The 19,241-nt window shown below is 50.1% G+C and carries 15 protein-coding genes; 14 read left to right on the top strand and 1 reads right to left on the bottom strand.

Annotated features, from left to right (window positions below; all coding sequences use genetic code 11):
• Nucleotides 1–3: 3 nt before the first annotated feature.
• Nucleotides 4–585, bottom strand: a complete 582-nt coding sequence (gene grpE, locus ACO0K2_RS01145) for a nucleotide exchange factor GrpE (RefSeq protein WP_423014881.1) — start codon at nt 583–585, stop codon at nt 4–6.
• 713 nt (nt 586–1,298) lie between these two features.
• Between grpE and ACO0K2_RS01140 the strand changes: the two genes are divergently transcribed.
• The 14 genes from ACO0K2_RS01140 (at nt 1,299) to ACO0K2_RS01075 (ending at nt 19,240) form a co-directional block, all read left to right on the top strand.
• The gene (locus ACO0K2_RS01140) at nt 1,299–2,084 is read left to right on the top strand and encodes a hypothetical protein (protein ID WP_423014879.1); all 786 of its coding nucleotides are present in this window, start codon (nt 1,299–1,301) and stop codon (nt 2,082–2,084) included.
• Nucleotides 2,071–3,054: a UDP-glucose 4-epimerase family protein gene (locus tag ACO0K2_RS01135; protein ID WP_423014877.1), complete on the top strand. Its 984-nt coding sequence runs from the start codon at nt 2,071–2,073 to the stop codon at nt 3,052–3,054. Before ACO0K2_RS01140 ends, ACO0K2_RS01135 begins: the two co-directional genes overlap by 14 nt.
• Entirely contained in the window at nt 3,054–3,614 is a 561-nt protein-coding gene (locus tag ACO0K2_RS01130) for a sugar transferase (protein ID WP_423016119.1), read from the top strand. The genes ACO0K2_RS01135 and ACO0K2_RS01130 overlap by 1 nt, the downstream gene beginning before the upstream one ends.
• Before the next feature lie 41 nt (nt 3,615–3,655).
• Nucleotides 3,656–5,638, top strand: coding sequence for a polysaccharide biosynthesis protein (locus ACO0K2_RS01125; RefSeq protein WP_423014875.1), 1,983 nt, complete (start codon nt 3,656–3,658; stop codon nt 5,636–5,638).
• Nucleotides 5,639–5,713: 75 nt separating this feature from the next.
• Nucleotides 5,714–7,090 (top strand): phosphomannomutase/phosphoglucomutase, encoded by a 1,377-nt coding sequence (locus ACO0K2_RS01120; RefSeq protein WP_423014873.1) that lies wholly within the window; start codon nt 5,714–5,716, stop codon nt 7,088–7,090.
• 181 nt (nt 7,091–7,271) lie between these two features.
• Entirely contained in the window at nt 7,272–8,267 is a 996-nt protein-coding gene (waaC, locus tag ACO0K2_RS01115; protein WP_423014871.1) for a lipopolysaccharide heptosyltransferase I, read from the top strand.
• Between the two features lie 198 nt (nt 8,268–8,465).
• Entirely contained in the window at nt 8,466–9,359 is an 894-nt protein-coding gene (locus ACO0K2_RS01110) for a DMT family transporter (protein WP_423014869.1), read from the top strand.
• A 34-nt stretch (nt 9,360–9,393) separates the two neighbouring features.
• Complete coding sequence (waaA, locus tag ACO0K2_RS01105; protein ID WP_423014867.1) at nt 9,394–10,674, top strand: lipid IV(A) 3-deoxy-D-manno-octulosonic acid transferase; 1,281 nt, start codon at nt 9,394–9,396, stop codon at nt 10,672–10,674.
• A 309-nt stretch (nt 10,675–10,983) separates the two neighbouring features.
• On the top strand, nt 10,984–13,479 hold the full coding sequence (locus ACO0K2_RS01100; RefSeq protein WP_423014865.1) for an adenosylcobalamin-dependent ribonucleoside-diphosphate reductase: 2,496 nt from the start codon (nt 10,984–10,986) through the stop codon (nt 13,477–13,479).
• A gap of 277 nt (nt 13,480–13,756) precedes the next feature.
• A complete protein-coding gene (locus tag ACO0K2_RS01095; RefSeq protein WP_423014863.1) occupies nt 13,757–14,626 on the top strand; it encodes a hypothetical protein in 870 nt (289 codons plus the stop codon).
• Nucleotides 14,627–14,710: 84 nt separating this feature from the next.
• On the top strand, nt 14,711–16,105 hold the full coding sequence (locus ACO0K2_RS01090; protein WP_423014861.1) for a M28 family metallopeptidase: 1,395 nt from the start codon (nt 14,711–14,713) through the stop codon (nt 16,103–16,105).
• 277 nt (nt 16,106–16,382) lie between these two features.
• Nucleotides 16,383–16,733, top strand: coding sequence for a CzcE family metal-binding protein (locus tag ACO0K2_RS01085; RefSeq protein WP_423014859.1), 351 nt, complete (start codon nt 16,383–16,385; stop codon nt 16,731–16,733).
• Between the two features lie 137 nt (nt 16,734–16,870).
• Nucleotides 16,871–19,018 carry an FUSC family protein gene (locus ACO0K2_RS01080; RefSeq protein ID WP_423014857.1) on the top strand — a complete coding sequence of 716 codons (2,148 nt, stop codon included), beginning with the start codon at nt 16,871–16,873 and terminating at the stop codon, nt 19,016–19,018.
• A gap of 3 nt (nt 19,019–19,021) precedes the next feature.
• Entirely contained in the window at nt 19,022–19,240 is a 219-nt protein-coding gene (locus ACO0K2_RS01075; protein WP_423014855.1) for a DUF1656 domain-containing protein, read from the top strand.
• Nucleotide 19,241: the final 1 nt, after the last annotated feature.

Genomic DNA, 19,241 nt, shown 5'->3' with positions numbered 1-19,241 from the left:
TTTTTACTTCCCTTGTGCAACTGTCACTAAAGCAGGGCGTAACAGGCGGTCTGCGATGTTATAGCCTTTTTGCAAAACAGTAACCACGGTATTGGCATCCTGTTCAGCAGGAACCATCGAAATTGCTTGATGTTTCATTGGATCAAGCTTTTCGCCTTGCACTGGGTTAATTTCCAGCAAACGGTTCTTTTCAAATGCAGCACTCAATTGCTTGAGTGTCATTTCAACACCTTCTTTTAAGGAATCAATCGAGGGTGTTTCTACTTTCAATGCCATTTCCAGGCTGTCTTTGACTGGCACCATGGCTTCAGCAAAGCCTTCGATCGCGAATTTGTGTGCTTTGCTAATGTCTTCTTGTGCACGGCGACGAATATTTTCACCGTCCGCTTTCGCACGCATGAAAGCATCTTGCAATTCTGCAACTTTTGCTTCGAGTTCGGCGATGATTTGGGCATTTTTTGCTGCCAAATCAACTACTTCCTCAGCAGCAACTGCTTCAACTTCTGGCGCTGCGTCTACTGTTGTGTCAGCCGCTGCCGCTGTGGTGGAATCAGTTTCTGGTTGCGTATTTTCTTGATGTTGCATTCTTACCCTCCGGTCAATTACATGTCGCAGCCGTACTTGGTGACGCTTTGAAAATTTTCAAGTGTCTGTGTTCAAAATTATTCATCGACGCGTATCACTATTGAAGTAGCGCATTAGTGCCCTGGGTTTTTCTTTACATTTCGTCACAACTTAAAAACAAAACCATACCAACAAACGGGTGCTCAACTCCTATCCTGAATGTTCATCACACCCCATCTGTTGGACACAAAGGAGGACAGTATGAGGCTCGCAATCATTACCGTTCTGTTAATTACTTACACGATTGTTGCCACTGTCTGGATTTGCTTATCGCGAATCGAAGGCAACTAGGTCCTGTCATGTTTAAATGAGCAAATGGGCAAGCTGACTGACGGTCATTTCCCCCTTTTGGAAGGGCTTCGGCCCTTCATCCGCATCACCTGACTGCCCAAGATGACCGATTTTGGACTCTGTGATACCGAAAACCCCCTCATTTCTGGCGTATTTCCTCCAAACTCCAGTAAAATCGCGATCAGACGGGTTGGCTGCAAGGCGGTCACAATGTGAGCGATCAAGCGATCTTTTCTCATCCTACGGACTCGCACCATCACTGGTCACCGTGCATCATTGTTGATTCGGCACACCCAAGGAATATTGCCAAAAAGCACTAACCTGGCTTCACTCATAAGAAAAATCTGGATGATTACACTACAGTTTGCGATGGAAGTACCCGCATGATTCATATTGCCATTGTCAGCCATGGTCACGAAGACCTGTTGATCGGCAGCGCCGTAGGTGGACTACAGGACGCGGGGGATGATATTCACGTCTGGATTAAAGATAATCAACCATCGGCCGCACTCAAAGCGCATTGCCAACACCATCGGGTCTCGTACACCGATGCATCGCCGGGCTTAGGCTTTGGTGCTAATAATAATTTCTTGTTTTCGCAGATTAAAAATAGTGTGGGAATCGAAAAAGGCGACTTTTTTATCGTCATGAACCCCGATGTCTGCACCGATCAAGCGACCATTCTGGCACTCATCGAACACATGCGTCAGGATGCGGTGCCGCTTGCGACGCTGAACTTGTATCGCGACCCACAATACCAAACACCTGACGCGAATATTCGTCGTTTCCCAGACTTTTTGTCGCCCGTGAGGATGGCGTGGGTTCGCTCGTTAACCGAGCCCTACGACAAAGCCACCTACCCGACTGCAGGATGGAGTGACTGGGCCTCCGGTGCATTTTTAGCATTTGAGGCTGAGCACTATCAACGCCTACAAGGCTTTGACGACCGCTACTTCATGTATTTTGAAGACGTCGATTTGTGTTATCGCTCGCGCTTATTGACTGGCAAAGGTGTCCGTTTTTATCCGCAATTAAAAGCATTACATAGCGCAGCGAGAAAAAATCGTAATGTCGCCTCGCGTCATGCGAACTGGTTTATTCGTAGCTTTATCAAATTTATCTTCCGTAAATATTTTGTCTATCGTGGTAACAGGCATGCAGCAGCATAGGGTTTTATTAACTGGCGCCAGCGGCTTTGTGGGTCGAGCAATCTACAACGCGCTTCTTGACCGCGGTGAGCGCTTAGTCTGTCCAAGCCGACGTCCTCTAGACTGGCTAGCACCTGATGTGGCCAATCCGCAGACTGGAGAGTTATCGCCGACAACCGATTGGTCACCCCACCTGCAGGGTGTTGACGTGGTCATCCATTGCGCCGCTCGCGTGCATGTGATGCATGAAACTACGGCACATCCCCTCGCCTTGTTCCGGCAGGTAAATGTGGCCGCAACCCTGCAGCTAGCAGAACAAGCAGCGCAAGCAGGGGTTAAACAGTTCATTTATCTTAGCTCGGTGAAAGTCAATGGCGATGGAACGCAATTGGGACACCCTTATTCCGAGGCCTCTGCACCAGCGGCTACAGATCCCTACGGTGTATCTAAATATGAAGCAGAACAGGCGCTCTTAGCGCTGGGCGAAAGGACTGGATTGCGTGTCACGATTATCCGCCCTCCATTGATTTATGGTCCGGGCGTCAAGGCGAACTTTGCCAGTATGCTGCAATGGGTGCGTAAGGGCGTGCCGTTGCCGTTCGGTCGTATCCGCAACAAACGTAGCTTGGTTTATCTCGGTAATCTCGTCAGCTTGATTCTCTGTTGTATGCATCACCCGCAAGCCGCCCAGCAGGTATTTTTGGTCTCAGACAATCACGATTTATCAACGCCAGAGTTGTTGCAACTCAGCGCCCAAGCAATGAACACGCAAGCGCGCCTATTGCCCTTTCCTCCTCGCTTGTTAATACTGCTTGCGGCTCTCGTTGGGAAACAAGCTGTCTCCGATCGGTTGTGTGGGTCGTTGCAAGTGGACATTCGTAAAGCACAACAATTGCTCGGTTGGACGCCACCCTATTCAGTCGAAGAAGGTTTGCGCGCCACCGTTGAAGCGTTGCATACGCCAGCTCAACTTAAAACAGTCGCGTCATGATAAAACGTTTTTTTGATCTTTTTTTGGCACTCATCGCGACCGTGATTTTAGCGATACCGTTGATACTGACGGCGCTATGCGTCAAATTGACCTCACGAGGGCCCATCGTTTATTGGTCAAATCGGGTCGGCAAAAATAATGTCATTTTTAAGATGCCAAAGTTTCGCAGTATGCAAATCGACACGCCTGCGGTCGCAACGCATCTGTTGACGAATCCAGATCAATACCTCACGCCAATTGGTTCGTTCATTCGCAAATCAAGCCTCGATGAACTGCCACAATTGTGGAGTATTCTGACTGGTGACATGAGCTTTGTCGGGCCGCGTCCGGCGCTTTTTAATCAGGATGATCTGATCGCGATGCGCACTGAAAAACAAGTACATACCATCCCACCGGGATTAACGGGTTGGGCGCAAGTGAATGGCAGAGATGAGTTGCCGATTCCGGTCAAAGTTGAATTGGACGCGTATTACCTGCAACATCAGTCCTTATGGCTCGACATCCGAATTTTGTGGATGACGTTTTTTAAAGTCGTACGGCGTGACGGTATCACGCATTAAATCCCCGATGTCCATGGCCTTCGCGAGAAAGTAGACAACCGATGCTTCACTCCCTCCTGAGCACGTCCCTCCTCAGCATGTCCCGTCTGCAGAAACAAGTGCTGTCCGCCAGTCTGGATGCGGTGTGTTTGCCGGTCATTTTTATACTGGCGATCTCATTGCGATATGAAGGTTTTAATGCCGAATTATTCCATCATTATCTAGGACTGATCGTCGCGACGCCGTTAATCTCAGTCCCCGTCTTTATGCGTATTGGCTTATATCGCGCTGTATTACGGTTTATCGATCAAAAGATCATCAGTACGATTTTGATTGGCGTCAGCACGACGGTTTTCTTACTGACGTTCGTTGGGATCATGTTGCATATTCTCCCTATTTCGCGCGCCATTTTCGGTTATTACTGGGCGGGGGCAATGATCTATCTGTCTGCGAGCCGTTTTATGGTGCGGGGTTGGCTGATTAATGCGGGCATGTCTGACAATGCGATTCCAGTCTGCATCTACGGTGGCGGCAAAGCAGGTGCGCTCTTGGCCGCTGCATTAAAAACTGGCGGCGAGTACTATTGCGTCGCATTCGTTGACGATAACAAACACATTCAAGGCTCAACGATTGCCGGCATCAAAGTCTACAGCCCGACCGACCTTGACTGGCTTGTGACTAAGCGTGACATTAAACAAATTCTCTTAGCGCTCCCTTCGATTTCCCGTAATCGTCAAAAGCAAATTCTGGATCAACTGGAACACTTGAAACTGAAGATTAAGGTAACGCCCTCCATTCAGAGTTTGGTCAATGGCGAACTACGGGTGCAGGACATCCGTGATGTTGAAATTGAAGATCTATTGGGACGTGATCAGGTTGCGCCGGATAGCCGCTTGCTTGCTGCCTGCATCACACACAAACACGTCATGGTGACGGGTGCGGGTGGGTCGATTGGCTCGGAATTATGTCGCCAGATTATCTGCCAGCGCCCTGCGAGACTCATTTTGCTGGAAATGTCTGAATACGCGTTGTACACCATTGAGCAAGAGCTCACTACCCTACGCAATCAACTCGCTCTTGAAACGGAGATTATTCCCTTTTTAGGAACGGTACTCGATGCAGCAAAGCTCGACAGAATTTTTTCTGCCTACCACGTTGATACGCTATACCACGCCGCGGCCTATAAGCATGTGCCACTCGTCGAACACAACCCCATCGAAGGCATCCGCAACAACGTCTTTGGCACGTTGCAAGTTGCACAGGCCGCGATGCGAGCGCAAGTGCGCAATGTTGTGTTGATTTCAACTGACAAAGCAGTCCGCCCTACCAACGTCATGGGCACCACCAAACGTCTTGCTGAGTTAATCTTGCAGGCCTGCGCCAACAAACAACAAACGACCCGTTTTTGCATGGTGCGCTTTGGTAATGTGTTGGGCTCCTCTGGCTCGGTGGTGCCACTCTTCCGCAAGCAAATCATGGAAGGTGGACCGATCACCCTCACGCATCCTGAAATCACCCGTTACTTCATGACGATTCCGGAAGCTGCACAATTGGTCTTGCAGGCAGGTGCCATGGGGGAAGGCGGCGAGGTGTTTGTCCTTGACATGGGTGAACCGGTCAAAATCATCGATCTGGCACGCCGCATGGTGCATTTGAGTGGATTGGAAATTAAAAACGATAGCAATCCCGATGGCACGATTGAGATTCAGCACGTTGGCCTGCGTCCTGGTGAAAAACTCTTTGAGGAACTGCTCATAGGCGACAATGTCGAGGGAACCAGTCATCCACTCATTATGCGTGCCCAAGAGAAGAGTATCCCATGGGATCAGCTTGAACATTTCCTACAAGAACTAGAACAAGCATGCGATACGTTTAACTATACTGAAATTCGTACTTTGCTCATGAAAATAGTGGCAGAATATCAACCTCAGTGCGGTATTGAAGATTTTATCTGGCAAGCCACTGAAGGGAAAACAGTCGATCACCTCGCTACATCAGCGCAAGAGGACGGTGCCGAAAAACGCAAACTGCGTCTGTTATCTTAAAAAGAATTCTGGATTTCATGCTTTTACCCTTTCTATTTACTCACTTACTAACGATTCAACATTTTTAAGGTCGCTATGTCCCTCCTCTCTCCTAGCATTTTTAAAGCCTACGATATCCGGGGCATTATTGGTAAAACGCTCGACGCCGATGTCGCCTATCAAATCGGCCAAGCCTTTGGCACCGCCGCATTGGCAAAAGGTGAAAAAGCTGTCGTGATCGGCCGTGATGGTCGTCTTTCTGGCCCTGAACTGATCGCTGCACTGGCAAAAGGGTTGCAATCGACAGGCGTTGATGTCATTGACCTCGGCGTTGTGGTCACTCCGATGGTGTATTTCGGCACGAACGTGTTGGGTGCAGCCTCCGGTATCATGGTCACTGGTAGCCATAACCCACCTGATTACAATGGGTTCAAAATGGTACTGGCAGGTGAAGCGATTTACGGCGACGCGATTCAAGGTCTGTATCAAGCGATCCTGAATAAAGCGTTCGTGACGGGTGCAGGCAGTTATCGCACGCACGATATCAAAGCCACTTATTTGGAACGCATTATTGGCGACGTAAAACTGACACGTCCAATCAAGATTGCGGTCGATTGCGGTAATGGCGTTGCCGGTGCCTATGCAGCAGATTTGTATCGTGGCATGGGCTGCGAAGTCATTGAATTATTCTGCGAAGTGGATGGCACATTCCCTAACCATCACCCAGATCCCGCCCACCCAGAGAACTTACAAGACTTAATTCGCTGCCTGCAAACAACCGACGCCGAAATTGGCTTGGCATTTGACGGTGACGGCGATCGCTTAGGTGTCGTGACCAAAGACGGACAGATCATCTACCCAGATCGTCAATTGATGTTGTTCGCAGAAGACGTGCTGACACGTAACCCAGGTGCACAGATTTTGTATGACGTGAAATGTACTCGTCATATCTCTGCATGGGTAAAAGCACGCGGTGGTGTGCCATTGATGTGGAAAACAGGTCACTCACTGGTGAAAGCCAAATTACGTGAAACAGGCTCACCACTCGGTGGCGAAATGAGTGGCCATATTTTCTTTAAAGATCGCTGGTATGGATTTGACGATGGCTTGTATGCAGGTGCACGTTTGCTGGAAATTTTGAGCCGCGTTGCCGATATGACCGCGACACTGAATCAATTGCCACAATCCGCCTCCACACCAGAATTGCAATTGCAACTGACAGAAGGTGAAAATTTCCGCATCATCGCTGCGATGCAAGCCAATGCGAATTTCCCTGGCGCGGATGAAGTCATCACCATCGACGGCCTGCGTGTCGAATATCCTGATGGTTTTGGCTTGGCTCGTTCTTCCAACACCACCCCAGTGATCGTGATGCGTTTTGAAGCAGAAACACCGGCGGCGCTGGCACGTATTCAAGGTGCGTTGAAAGAAGCGATTGTTGCCGTGAAACCAGACGCACAATTGCCGTTCTAACAACGGCAATTTAGATACTCCCCCTAGTATTTTTAAACCCCCATTTATCTGCAAGGACAAAATGGGTCGTTTTTAAGCATACACCGGGGAGTATATTTTTAATGACACCATGTCTCCGATGCGCCATTATCGACGCCGTCATCACTGTCATCGCTAACCTCTTAACTGATTTCCTCTTCTCGTGAAAATTCTTCTCATCCGCGTCTCTTCCCTCGGCGATGTCTTGCATAACATGCCCGTTGTTGATGATTTACATCGTCATTGCAAAGGAGCGCAGATTGATTGGGTCGTAGAGGAAGGCTACGTCAATCTCGTACGTTTGCATCCTGGCGTACGAAAAATTATTCCCTTTGGACTCCGACGCTGGCGTAAAAGCCTGTTCTCAGCTGGCACCCGAGCGGAGATGAAACAGTTTTATCAGCAAGTGCGTGCAGAAGAATACGACCTCGTGATCGAAACCCAAGGCTTGTTAAAGACAGGCATCATCATGGGAATGGCGCGGGTTGTTGCCGGAGGAAAGAAAGTCGGACTCGCCAATGGCACAGAAGGATCGGGTTACGAGGGCATTTCACGCCTATTTCATGACCTAAGTGTGCCGGTAGACCGCCGCACCCATGCTGTTCTCCGCGGACGCTTGGTCGCCGCGGCAGCGGCTGGCTATGCCGTGGAAACCCCTGCGAGTTTTGGTCTGCTCGCACCAGGGGGTCACCCAACGTGGTTACCGACACAACCGTATGCCGTGTTTTTTCATGGCACGGCGGGTGCAGCAAAGAAGTGGGCACGTGCTCACTGGATTCAGGTAGCAGCTGCATTAGCACGTGATGATTTGCCGGTGCTTCTTCCATGGGGCAACGCCGCTGAAAAGGCTGAAGCAGAAGCCATGGCGTTGGCCATGCCCAATGCGACGGTCCTTCCCGCTTTATCGATGCAAGAAGCAACGCTGCTCGCGCAGTCTGCTGCCTTGACCGTTGGCGTTGATACTGGTCTAACCCATATCGCTGCGGCATATGAAACACCGACCGTCGAAATCTATTGCGCATCGCCCAAATGGAAAACGGAAGGGAACTGGTCTGACAAGATCATCAATCTAGGTGATGCAGGTGTACCGCCGTCAGCCGAGGAGGTCATCACTGCCGTGAAGCAATTGATGGCGCAGACGAAGGTAACCCCTCACTAACCTGTCGACCACACCACAGCATGTCCAATTTGTCATCAAATTAATGCATCCTCGGCGGTCGACTGCACAGGGGTCTTGTTATTTACACACGATTTCGGCATTTTTTTGCCAATCTTCCGCCTGCCAATGGCTTTCAACAGCACCGAGAGCTGCAATTTCAGGTATATTCCGTCGTCCTGATTTGAGAACGCTCTTTGAATGACTACACGACAACATCTTGACGCCAATGCGATTTGTATCATGCTGCTCCTGTGCGTATGCTGGGGATTGCAGCAAGTCGCTGTCAAACTAGCAACACCTGTCATCAGCGCCACCTTACAGTTAGGCTTGCGATCTGGCATCGCAGCGATGTTAGTACTCGCTCTGATTCGATGGAAACAGATTCCATTTTCTCTCCGTGACCGGCATGTGCTCCCAGGATTATTGGCAGGATTATTCTTTGCCTTAGAATTTTTGTGTGTCTCTTATGGGCTGACACTGACCACAGCGTCGCATATGTCCGTGTTTTTATATACGGCACCGATTTTTACCGTCATCGGGCTCCATACAACCATCCCCGGAGAACGCCTTCGTGCATGGCAATGGATGGGTGTGCTTGCAGCGTTTGTCGGGATCGCTATCGCTTTTTCGGGCGCGATGGCACTCCCAACAGGGGCACTGCAGTCGATGCTGATGGGGGACGGTTTGGGGGTGTTGGCAGCATTGCTCTGGTCGGCGACGACATTGACGATCCGGTTTTCGAGTCTCTCTGAGGCGGAGCCAACCACCACGCTGTTTTATCAGTTGGCGGGGGCCGCCGTGTTGTTAACTGGCATCGTGCTGTGGCGTGGCGAACCATGGGCAGCATGGGATCACATCACATGGATCAGCATGTTTTTTCAGAGCGTGATCGTGGCGTTCGCGAGTTACCTGGCATGGTTCTGGCTCATGCGTCGCTATCTGGTGTCACGTTTATCTGTTTTTTCGTTCCTGACACCACTGTTTGGTGTAGCGGCAGGCATGATCCTGATGCATGATGCGATCAGCCCACGTTTTGCTATTGGTGCGATCATGGTACTCGGTGGTATCGTGCTGGTGAACGCTAAAAAATGAACAATATCACTGACTTCTTTTTAGAATTTTGTTAATGCGCCTTCTTTATTCCTTGATCTGGGGCTTATCCCTGCCCTTTGCGTTATGTCGTTTGTGGTGGCGTGGCCGCAAGGAACCCGGCTACCGGCAGCATATTGCTGAGCGCCTCAGTTTTTTTCCTCGCTACACCGGCACAGCAACGATCTGGGTCCATGCCGTCTCTGCGGGCGAAACCCGCGCGGCAGAACCCTTAATCCGCGCATTATTGACAACCTATCCGCAGCATCATCTTGTGCTTACGCACATGACGGCGACGGGACGTGAAACGGGCGGAAAACTCTTTGCCGATGTCCAAGACCGTTTGCATCAGTCTTATTTGCCGTACGACATCAATTGGATGATGCGCCGTTTCTTGCGGCATTTCTCACCACAATTGTGCGTGTTAATTGAAACCGAAGTCTGGCCTAACCTGATCGCTCAATGCCAAGTGCATCAGGTACCAGTGACACTGGTCAACGCGCGATTATCAGAAAAATCACTCCATAAAGCACAACGAATGGCATCGCTGATCCTGCCTGCTGCCCATGCCATTAGTGCTGTTGCCGCACAATCAACACCCGATGCCGAACGTCTCACAGCACTCGGCATCGCCCATCCGTTGATTACGGGTAATATCAAATTCGATGTCACGCCACCCGCTAGCATGAAAGAACGCGGCATTGCCCTTCGGCGCAGCCTCGGCGCACGTCCGGTGGTGTTGTGTGCTAGTACAAGAGACGGTGAAGAAGAACTGATTTTGGATGCGTTCCTCGAAAAAATACCGATGCTAGAGAATGCACCACTCTTAATGATCACCCCTCGCCACCCACAACGCTTTGATCAGGTCGCACAAATGATCGAAGAACGTGGCATTTCGTACATCAGGCGTTCTGCGCTTGACCACGATATTGTGACGTCCGTTTCAAACTCTGTTCAAGTGGTGCTCGGGGACAGCATGGGCGAAATGTACATGTATTACGCCATGTCGGACGTTGCGTTTGTCGGCGGAAGTCTGGTGCCATTAGGCGGCCATAACCTGATCGAAGCATGTGCCATGGGCAAACCTGTTTTGACAGGATTACATACCTTTAATTTTTCTGAAATTACCGATCAGGCAATTGCTGCACAAGCGGCTTTGCGGGTCGATGGTGCCCGTAGTATGCTACGAGAAGCACTGGCTTTATTGGATGATGAAAGTCAACGTCAGCAGATGGGCGACAGCGCCTACGCTTTCTTTTTACAACATCAAGGCGCCACATCGCGCACGATGGATGTGTTGAAACCCTTCATCCACTAGGGCAAGCAAGAACATATAATCGTCGTTATGATGTCACCGCCGTCGTGTTTTTATCGGCGCGCTATCATGCGTAAGTGCAGTAACAACAGCAATGGTGGTCATATGTATAGCAACGCACAATTACTCATACGCAATATCTAAACACCCGATTTCTCCCGATTCCGGCACCTTGATGAGAGTCAAGATGCCGGGGTCTTCGCCGTCTATACTGATACGGTCAGACTGCCCATCGTCTGACATGATCACGACCGGCGACATCAAAAGACCAACGACTCTCTCTGATTAAACACAGTACAACTCAAGCACAACATGAACGCCAACGAAAAAATCCTAGGAATCACTGACATGGCTCCCCAAGAAATCTCCCTTGATGTCTTGCTAGAAAAATATGCCAAAGGCAACGAAGCGAGCATCCACGATGTGCAGGCACGTGTTGCCAAAGCCCTAGCCAGCGTCGAACAAGCTGATGCCCAGGCTTACTATGAAGAAAAATTTCTGTGGGCACAAAAGAATGGTTTTGTCCCTGCCGGTCGCATTAATTCTGCAGCGGGGATGGATTTGCATGCCACCCTGATCAACTGCTTCGTGCAACCCGTAGGTGACTCTGTATCGAGCCCAACCGATGGCAAGCCAGGTATTTACGCCGCCTTAGCGGACGCAGCGGAAACCATGCGTCGTGGTGGTGGCGTGGGTTACGATTTTTCTAGTATCCGTCCCAAAGATGCTTTGGTCCGTGGTACGCGCTCCCGTGCGTCGGGTCCAGTCTCGTTTATGCAGGTATTTAACGCCTCTTGTTCGACCGTCGAATCCGCAGGGGCACGCCGTGGTGCGCAGATGGGTGTATTGCGCGGCGATCATCCAGACATTCTCGAGTTTATCCGCTCGAAAGACGAAGGCGGCTTAACGAACTTCAATATTTCAATCGGTGTAACCGACGAATTTATGCATGCGGTGGCGAACGACGGCGATTTCTGCCTAGTTCATAAAGCAGAGCCAAGCGAAGACAAAAAAGCCAATGGTGCCTACCAGCGTGAAGACGGTATTTGGGTCTATGAAACCGTCCGTGCACGTGATCTGTGGGATGTGGTGATGAAGTCCACCTACGACCACGCAGAACCTGGCATTTTATTCTTGTCGCGCATGAATGCAGAGAACAACCTCTACTATTGCGAAAAAATCGAAGCCACCAATCCCTGCGCAGAACAACCTCTGCCGGATTACGGTTGCTGCTGCCTTGGCTCTGTCAATCTGACCCGCTTCATCAAAAACCCATTTAGCGCAGTCAGCCACTTTGACTTCAACGCCTTCCAAGAAGTCGTCACCGTCGCGACACGCATGCTCGACAACGTGTTGGATGCCACCGCATGGCCGTTGCCGCAACAGCAGGCAGAAGCCATGTCTAAACGCCGCGTTGGCTTGGGCTTCTTGGGTCTGGGTAGCGCGCTGGTGATGCTGGGCATCCGATATGATTCTGAAGAAGGTCGTGAATTCGCCCGCCAGGTTTCCGAAACCATGCGTGATGCATCCTACGTTGCCTCTGCTGAATTGGCGAAAGAAAAAGGCGCGTTCCCACTCTTCAATAGTAAAGATTACCTCGCAGGTAGTTTTGCTCAGCGCTTACCAAAACAGGTGCGCGCTCTCATCAAGAAAAATGGACTGCGCAATTCTCACTTGTTATCCATCGCGCCAACGGGCACGATCACCTTAGCGTTTGCAGATAACGCCTCCAACGGTATCGAACCAGCGTTCTCTTGGGTCTATAACCGTAAAAAACGCATGGCCGTTGGTGACGCACGCATTTACGAAGTGGCAGATCACGCATGGCGTCTGTACCGCGCAATGGGCAACGACGTATCTGACGACAGCAAATTGCCACACCAGTTCGTTACCGCGCTCAATATGTCTGCCAGCGATCATATGAAGATGCTGCAAGTCGTACAGCCTTACATTGATTCTGCGATTTCTAAAACCGTGAATGTACCTGCAGATTATCCGTACGCCGACTTCCAGAATCTGTATCTCGACGCATGGCGTGCTGGACTCAAAGGTTTGGCAACGTATCGTCCGAATAGCATTTTAGGTAGCGTCTTGTCTGTCGGCACGAGCACACCAGAAACAGCACCAGAAATCAAAGTGGTGCCGGATGAAGATCTGCTGCGGAAGCAATTCGATGGTCGTCCATTCGGCGATCTGGAATCGGTGACGTCTAAGATTCAATACATGACCTACGAGGGCAAGAAAACCGTGTACCTAACGGTAAGCTTTATCCACGTTCAAGGCATGGTCGGTGGTGAACGCGTCACGATAGAACGTCCGTTTGAGTTCTTCATGCCAGCAGGCCAAAAGAATGACGGTCAGCAATGGATTTCAGCAAGTATGCGCTTGTTATCGATGGCAGCTCGTTCTGGTGGCTCCATCGCCAAAGCACTCGCGGATATGCGCGAAGTGGTATGGGATAAAGGGACTGTTCGCTGTGGCACCATTACCAAAGATGATGGTACACAAGCACCGCTGTTCCACGAATCGGAAGTTGCTGCCATTGGCTACGCATTGCAACGCATCCTCATGAAACGCGGCTATCTCGACGCCTCTGGCAATCAAATTCCAGTGCATGTTCTGGCAGAAAAATTCAAAGCCCGCATGCAACAATACAGCCTAGATGACCTCGCCTACGAAGCCGATAGTGCGCCGATCAGTTACATCCCAACAGGCAAAAAATGCCCCGATTGCGGCGCCCACGCGCTGCAAAAAATTGATGGCTGCAGCCGTTGTGTCTCCTGCGGTTATGTTGGTGCTTGCGGGTAATTGAGATCGCCAGCGCCCGTTTGATGTGAGACCTGAGTAAATCAAACAAAAGGTTTTCACCTACAGCGGGCGCGCATTCCTACCACGTTTTTTTAATGTGGTAGGAATGACCCACATCCATCATCCCTTCTTCATTCATTAAAAATAAAAAGTCTTTTGTCAAATAGAGATAAGTCAAACTGAATCGCTTCGGTGAAAATACAGCTGCGCGTGTAGCAAGGTCAACTACTGTATAGTCGCGCTGTACACGTGTCGATCACCCTTGTCTCTTTTGTTCATGAAAAAAATCCTCTTCGCTTTTTTGCTGTCGTCGTTCTCCTGTCTTTCTGTCGCGACGCCTCTGAAGGTGGTTTATGCCAATTTACAAGGTAGAGATCCTCAACGCCAATTTAGTTTTGCGGTCTTAAATCTTGCATTAGAGAAATCTGGTCTCGACGTTGAACTTGTGAAGTCTTCACAGTCGATGACGGATGCGCGTGCGATCGTCGAGATCATGAATAAAAATATCGACGTCGCGTGGCTCGGTAATTCAGCGGAAGTCGAATCGCAATTGTGGCCGATCATGATACCCATATCACGAGGCTTGTTAGGCTATCGCATTCCTGTGATTCGCACTGACCTGCAAAGCAGGTTCAACCAAGTAAAAACACTCGCCGATCTACAAAAGTTTCAAGCTTGTCTGGGTGTCGGTTGGCCCATCGCCACCGCTTGGGATGATAACGCCCTCCCGGTCACTGCGGTTGGTACGTTTGAGTCCCTCTTTAAAATGACGATTTCTGGACGCATGGACTACATTCCGTTTGGTGCGGGAAGTGTTCATGGCTATGTCAAACAGTATGCCGAAGATAATCCAGCGCTCATGATCGATCAACATGTGGTCATTGTTTATCCTTACTATGACTTTTTCTTTTTTGTGAATAAAGAGAATAAGATATTGCATGAGGCGATTGAGATGGGATTTAAAAAAGCATACGAAGATGGATCGTATCGAGACCTCTTTCTCTCGCATCCGGAGTTCGCCGGTCTGAAAAGCCTTCAACTAGAAAAGCGTCAGTCGATCCGTCTCAAAAACATCCATGTCACACCACAAGATATCGAGATTAAATCGAAATACTGGATCAACCCACAAACGCCTTTTCTTTTCTAGGAAACTAGGCTTCCCTATTTTGTAGCATCATTCAAAGAAAACATGGAGAACGACACAATGCGGCGACTTCTGACCGGAATATTGATGACTTTTGCTTCACTCAACGCTTCTGCACAAGACACTGTTGTCATCCGCAACCCGCAAGTAGAAGCGGTAATGCGTGCCATTACCGCTTCGCAGATTCAGTATTATGACGACCATTTGGTGGCGTTTGGCACGCGCAATACGCTATCGGATACCGTCTCGGAAACCCGAGGTATTGGGGCGGCGCGGCGGTGGATTGCGGCTGAAATGAATAAGTGTGCGGCAACGAGCCATGGTCGGTTGACGGTGTCACTGAATGAGCACATTGAACCCGTCGGTCGACGGGTGCCGCAACCCACCAATATCGTCAATGTAGTCGCCACACTCAAAGGCACTGCGACACCGGAACGCGTGATCATTGTTAGTGGTCACTATGATTCACGGGCGAGTGATGTGCTTGATATTGTGAGTGATGCACCTGGTGCGAACGATGATGCGTCTGGTAGTGCCGCGGTGTTGGCAATGGCGTGTGCATTCGCGCCGTATGAGTGGCCTGCAACTCTGGTCTTTATGAACGTGGCTGGTGAGGAACAAGGATTACTGGGTGCAGAGCATGTCGCTGAAGTGGCAGCACAATCACATCGTCCGATCATTGCGATGCTCAATAACGACATCATTGGCTCTCCCGTCGGTGACGATGGGCAACGCGATGACATGCAGGTCAGACTGTTTGCGGATGGCTTTACACCTCTATTGAAAAATGTGCTTGATGCACAAAAAGGGACTGCATCGACATCCTCGACAACGTCAACACGCTCACCAGAAGAGGCACGCAAGATCATCGATACCATCGTACGAAGCGGCGGTATCGATGATACGCCAACCCATCAGCTCGGTCGCTACTTGAAAGAGACAGCAGAAGCGTACCTACCGGGCTTTCATGTCAATTTGATTTACCGCCGAGACCGCTTTTTGCGGGGCGGCGATCACATGCCATTTTTGGAGCGCGGTTATTCTGCTGTCCGGTTTACCGAACCCTTCGAAAACTTTTCTCATCAACACCAAAATATCCGCATTGAACATGGCGTTCAGCAGGGAGACTTATCTGAGTTTATCGATGTCAATTACATCGCTCGGGTTGCTCGCGCCAATGCTGCTGGGATGGGCAATCTCGCATTGGCACCGCAGGCACCCCGCGATGTGGGGATGAAAGTGGTTGATCTGAGCAATGATACGAGTCTGGTGTGGTCAGCCCCCGTTGATCCATCAGTCAAGGGATACCGGATCCTCTGGCGCGAACCCAACGCACTGACTTGGCAACATTCAAAAGATGTCGGACTGATAGACCATGATGTACTCAAGGGTATATCGAAAGATAACTATGTCTTTGGTGTCGCTGCAATCGGGCAATCTGGTGCAGTCAGTCTGCCTGTTTTCGCTCAACCGGTTAAGTAAGCCGCCCTCTCCTCCCCTCAAAAAAGAAGCGTCTTCGCATGAAGGCGTATTCACATCCCCTCTCAACGAGGGATGAGTTGAGGGGATTATTCTCATTGCAGCAATAATGAATTGCTGCCGATCATCTTTATCCCTCGCCCGCCAGTCACTACACTTCACTCCGTCACCATCAGAACAACAACACGCTGATGGATCAGCGATCCGCTTGGCTCCACCTGCATCGATTTTCAGCACCTGGTTCAACTGGAACGTTTTTTTGAAACTTGAGGAGTGCATCATGAAAACTAATTCATTGTTATTGGCCGTTATGGCTGGTGTCATCGCAATCACCACAAATATTGCTTCTGCACAAGACACATCATCAACTCAACGTCTTGATTTATTAGGCGACCCTGCTGCGGTTTCTGAAGCACAGCGCACGATTGTCATCACGCCAGATACAAAATATGTCAGCGTCACCGGAGGCGAGACAGTAAAATTTATCGTCGGTGAAAAAAGCTTTGCATGGCGTTTCGATGTGGCAATGACTGTAAGCGCATTTGAATTAGGCCAAGTCGCACCAGCAGGTCTGATCAACCAAAAAGTGGTCGCTTACATTACACCTGATCCCATGTACCGTAATCCTTAATGGTGACGTGACTGTGGTCACGTTATCGTAGCTCTCAAAAACACCGGCAGCAATTCAGATACCTTGGAGCCTTGCCGGTGTTTCATTTTTCTGTACGTTGTTACGTCAATAACGCATAGCACTAGATCGATCGCACTGTGAAACTTCCCACCACATCCGAAATACTGTTTTCGCTCAAATGCCTCGCTGCTTCGTTGCTTGCGCTGTATGTGGCCTTGGCGTTCGCATTGCCACGTCCGTTTTGGGCAATGATGACATGCTATATCATCGCTAACCCTTTCTCGGGCCCGGTGCGGTCTAAAGCGGTCTTTCGGGTGATGGGCACGGTCTTAGGATCAATCACTACCGTCATTCTCGTACCGCAACTGGCGAATGCGCCTGAGTTACTCTCGCTTGCGTTGGCGTTGTGGGTAGGACTCTGTTTGTTCATCTCGTTGCTGGATCGGACGCCGCGTTCTTACATCTTTTTACTGGCAGGATATACGGCTGCGCTGATCGGATTTCCATCGGTCAATGATCCTTCTGTGGTCTTTGATGTCGCCTTAGCACGGGTAGAAGAAATCAGTATCGGGATCGTTTGCGGCTCTGTGGTGCATGGATTGGTTTTTCCTCAGAGTTGGGGCCCAGTCATGTTTGGCCGCATTCGCCGCGTTGTTGGTGATATTCAGCAAACATTACGCGACGTCTTTGCTGGCGCAGATCGACAACGGCTACAAAACGATAAACGAATGCTAGCGTCGGATATCGCCGAGCTCAGAGCGCTCGCTATCCATTTGCCATTTGATACCTCGCATCTACGCTGGACTGCAGATGCCATTTACGCGATGCACGAGCGCCTCTCTGTGCTCTTACCGTTACTCTCTGGTGTCCGTGACCGTTTAGAGCAATGTCGCGCCGCCAAACCATCCGATGTCCCTCCATCTACCATCGATAAGTGGGACGCCCTGCTTCTCCGCATTCAGCAATGGTCGATGCAAAGTCATACCACCCAACACAACCCACAGCGCAGCGAAGAAAAACGGTTGATCGAAGAAGCCATCAATGCTCTCATGCCCACCATCGATGCGAAGGCAACTTGGTTCGATCTATTACAACTTAACTTGGTACGTCGCTTAACAGAATTAGTGCGTGTTATGGACGATGTGCTCACACTCTATACCGCCATCGAATCGAGTGCGAGCGGTGCATTCCCGTCCTCGCAGACGATGCCCGCCAAACAAGGACATTTGCTGACCCCTTTACATCATGATTATTGGATGGCAACGATGTCAGCCACCGCCGCGATTGTGGCCATCCTCGGGTGCTGCGTATTTTGGATAGAAACAGGATGGCCGTCCGGTGGCGTCTCAGCCATGATGGCAGCGGTTTTTTGCTGCTTATTTGCGGTACAAGATAATCCTGTTCCGAGTCTGAAGACCTTTTTATATTTCACCTTACTGTCGGTCCCACTTTCCGCGCTTTATGTCTTGTGGATTCTCCCAACGACCCACAGTTTTGAAACGATGGCGCTCTGCGTTGCTCCCTTATTATTCATTCTCGGCGTCTATCTAGCGCGACCACAACACGGATTAAAATCGCTCTCCATGACATTGGGCGTCCTCGGTAGTTTTGCATTACAAGACAATATTGGGGTCGACGTGGGCGTCTTCATGAATGCAACCATCGCGCAAACAATCGGCGTCATCGTTGCCCTCATCATCACAGGCTTGATCAGCGCCGTGAACAGCGATTGGCGAGCACGCCGCTTAATCGCCGCTGGTCGTCAAGACTTGGTCGATCTCGTTCACAGCACGAGCGCTCCGCAGATCGCGACCATCGCGGCAAAAATGATGGACCGCGTCGCACAACTTGCGCCACGCCTATCAGCCTTACCACAGACATCGACCGCGTCAGCATCACAAGATATCGATGCGCTGCTTGATTTCCGTCTTAGCTTAAATGTGGTTCAACTCTTGCGTTTCCGCTCATCGTTGAAAGAAGAGATCGGCTCATTCAAACCTTTGTTCCGAGAGTTGGGTGTCTTTCTTTCGACATCCACTCACGATGGGCAACGATTACTCACGTGCATCGATGACAGTATTCGCGAGATAGCCTCAAGCAAAATAGTCGCTGCATCTACGCAAGCCGATGAGATCTCATCGGCTCAGGAAGCATCGACGGCAGCCTCGACAGCGTTGACCGCATTGACTGCACTGACGGCGATCAGACGTGATCTCTTTCCTGACGCGGTCGCCTATGCACCCATCACTTCGACCAACCACACTATTGCCCCTGCGGATGTCTAAATCATGATCGCCGAAATCAATCTGGATGGCATGTATTTCCCAACGCTCTTACTGTTGGCGATTGCTGCTTTTTTTCTGACCAAACTGGTGGTCTTTCTTCTTGCCCGTTTGGGTCTCTATCGCTGGGTCTGGCACCCAGCACTGTTCGATTTTTCTTTGTTTATTGTTGTGTTGACTGCTTGCACGTCGGCATTGACGCATTTTGCTTTTAATTGGACCTAAT

Origin of the sequence: Undibacterium sp. MH2W (assembly GCF_049340215.1) — a bacterium.
GTDB lineage: Bacteria > Pseudomonadota > Gammaproteobacteria > Burkholderiales > Burkholderiaceae_D > Undibacterium.
Note: the sequence above shows the minus strand (reverse complement) of the source record. Positions and strands in the feature narration are given on the sequence as shown.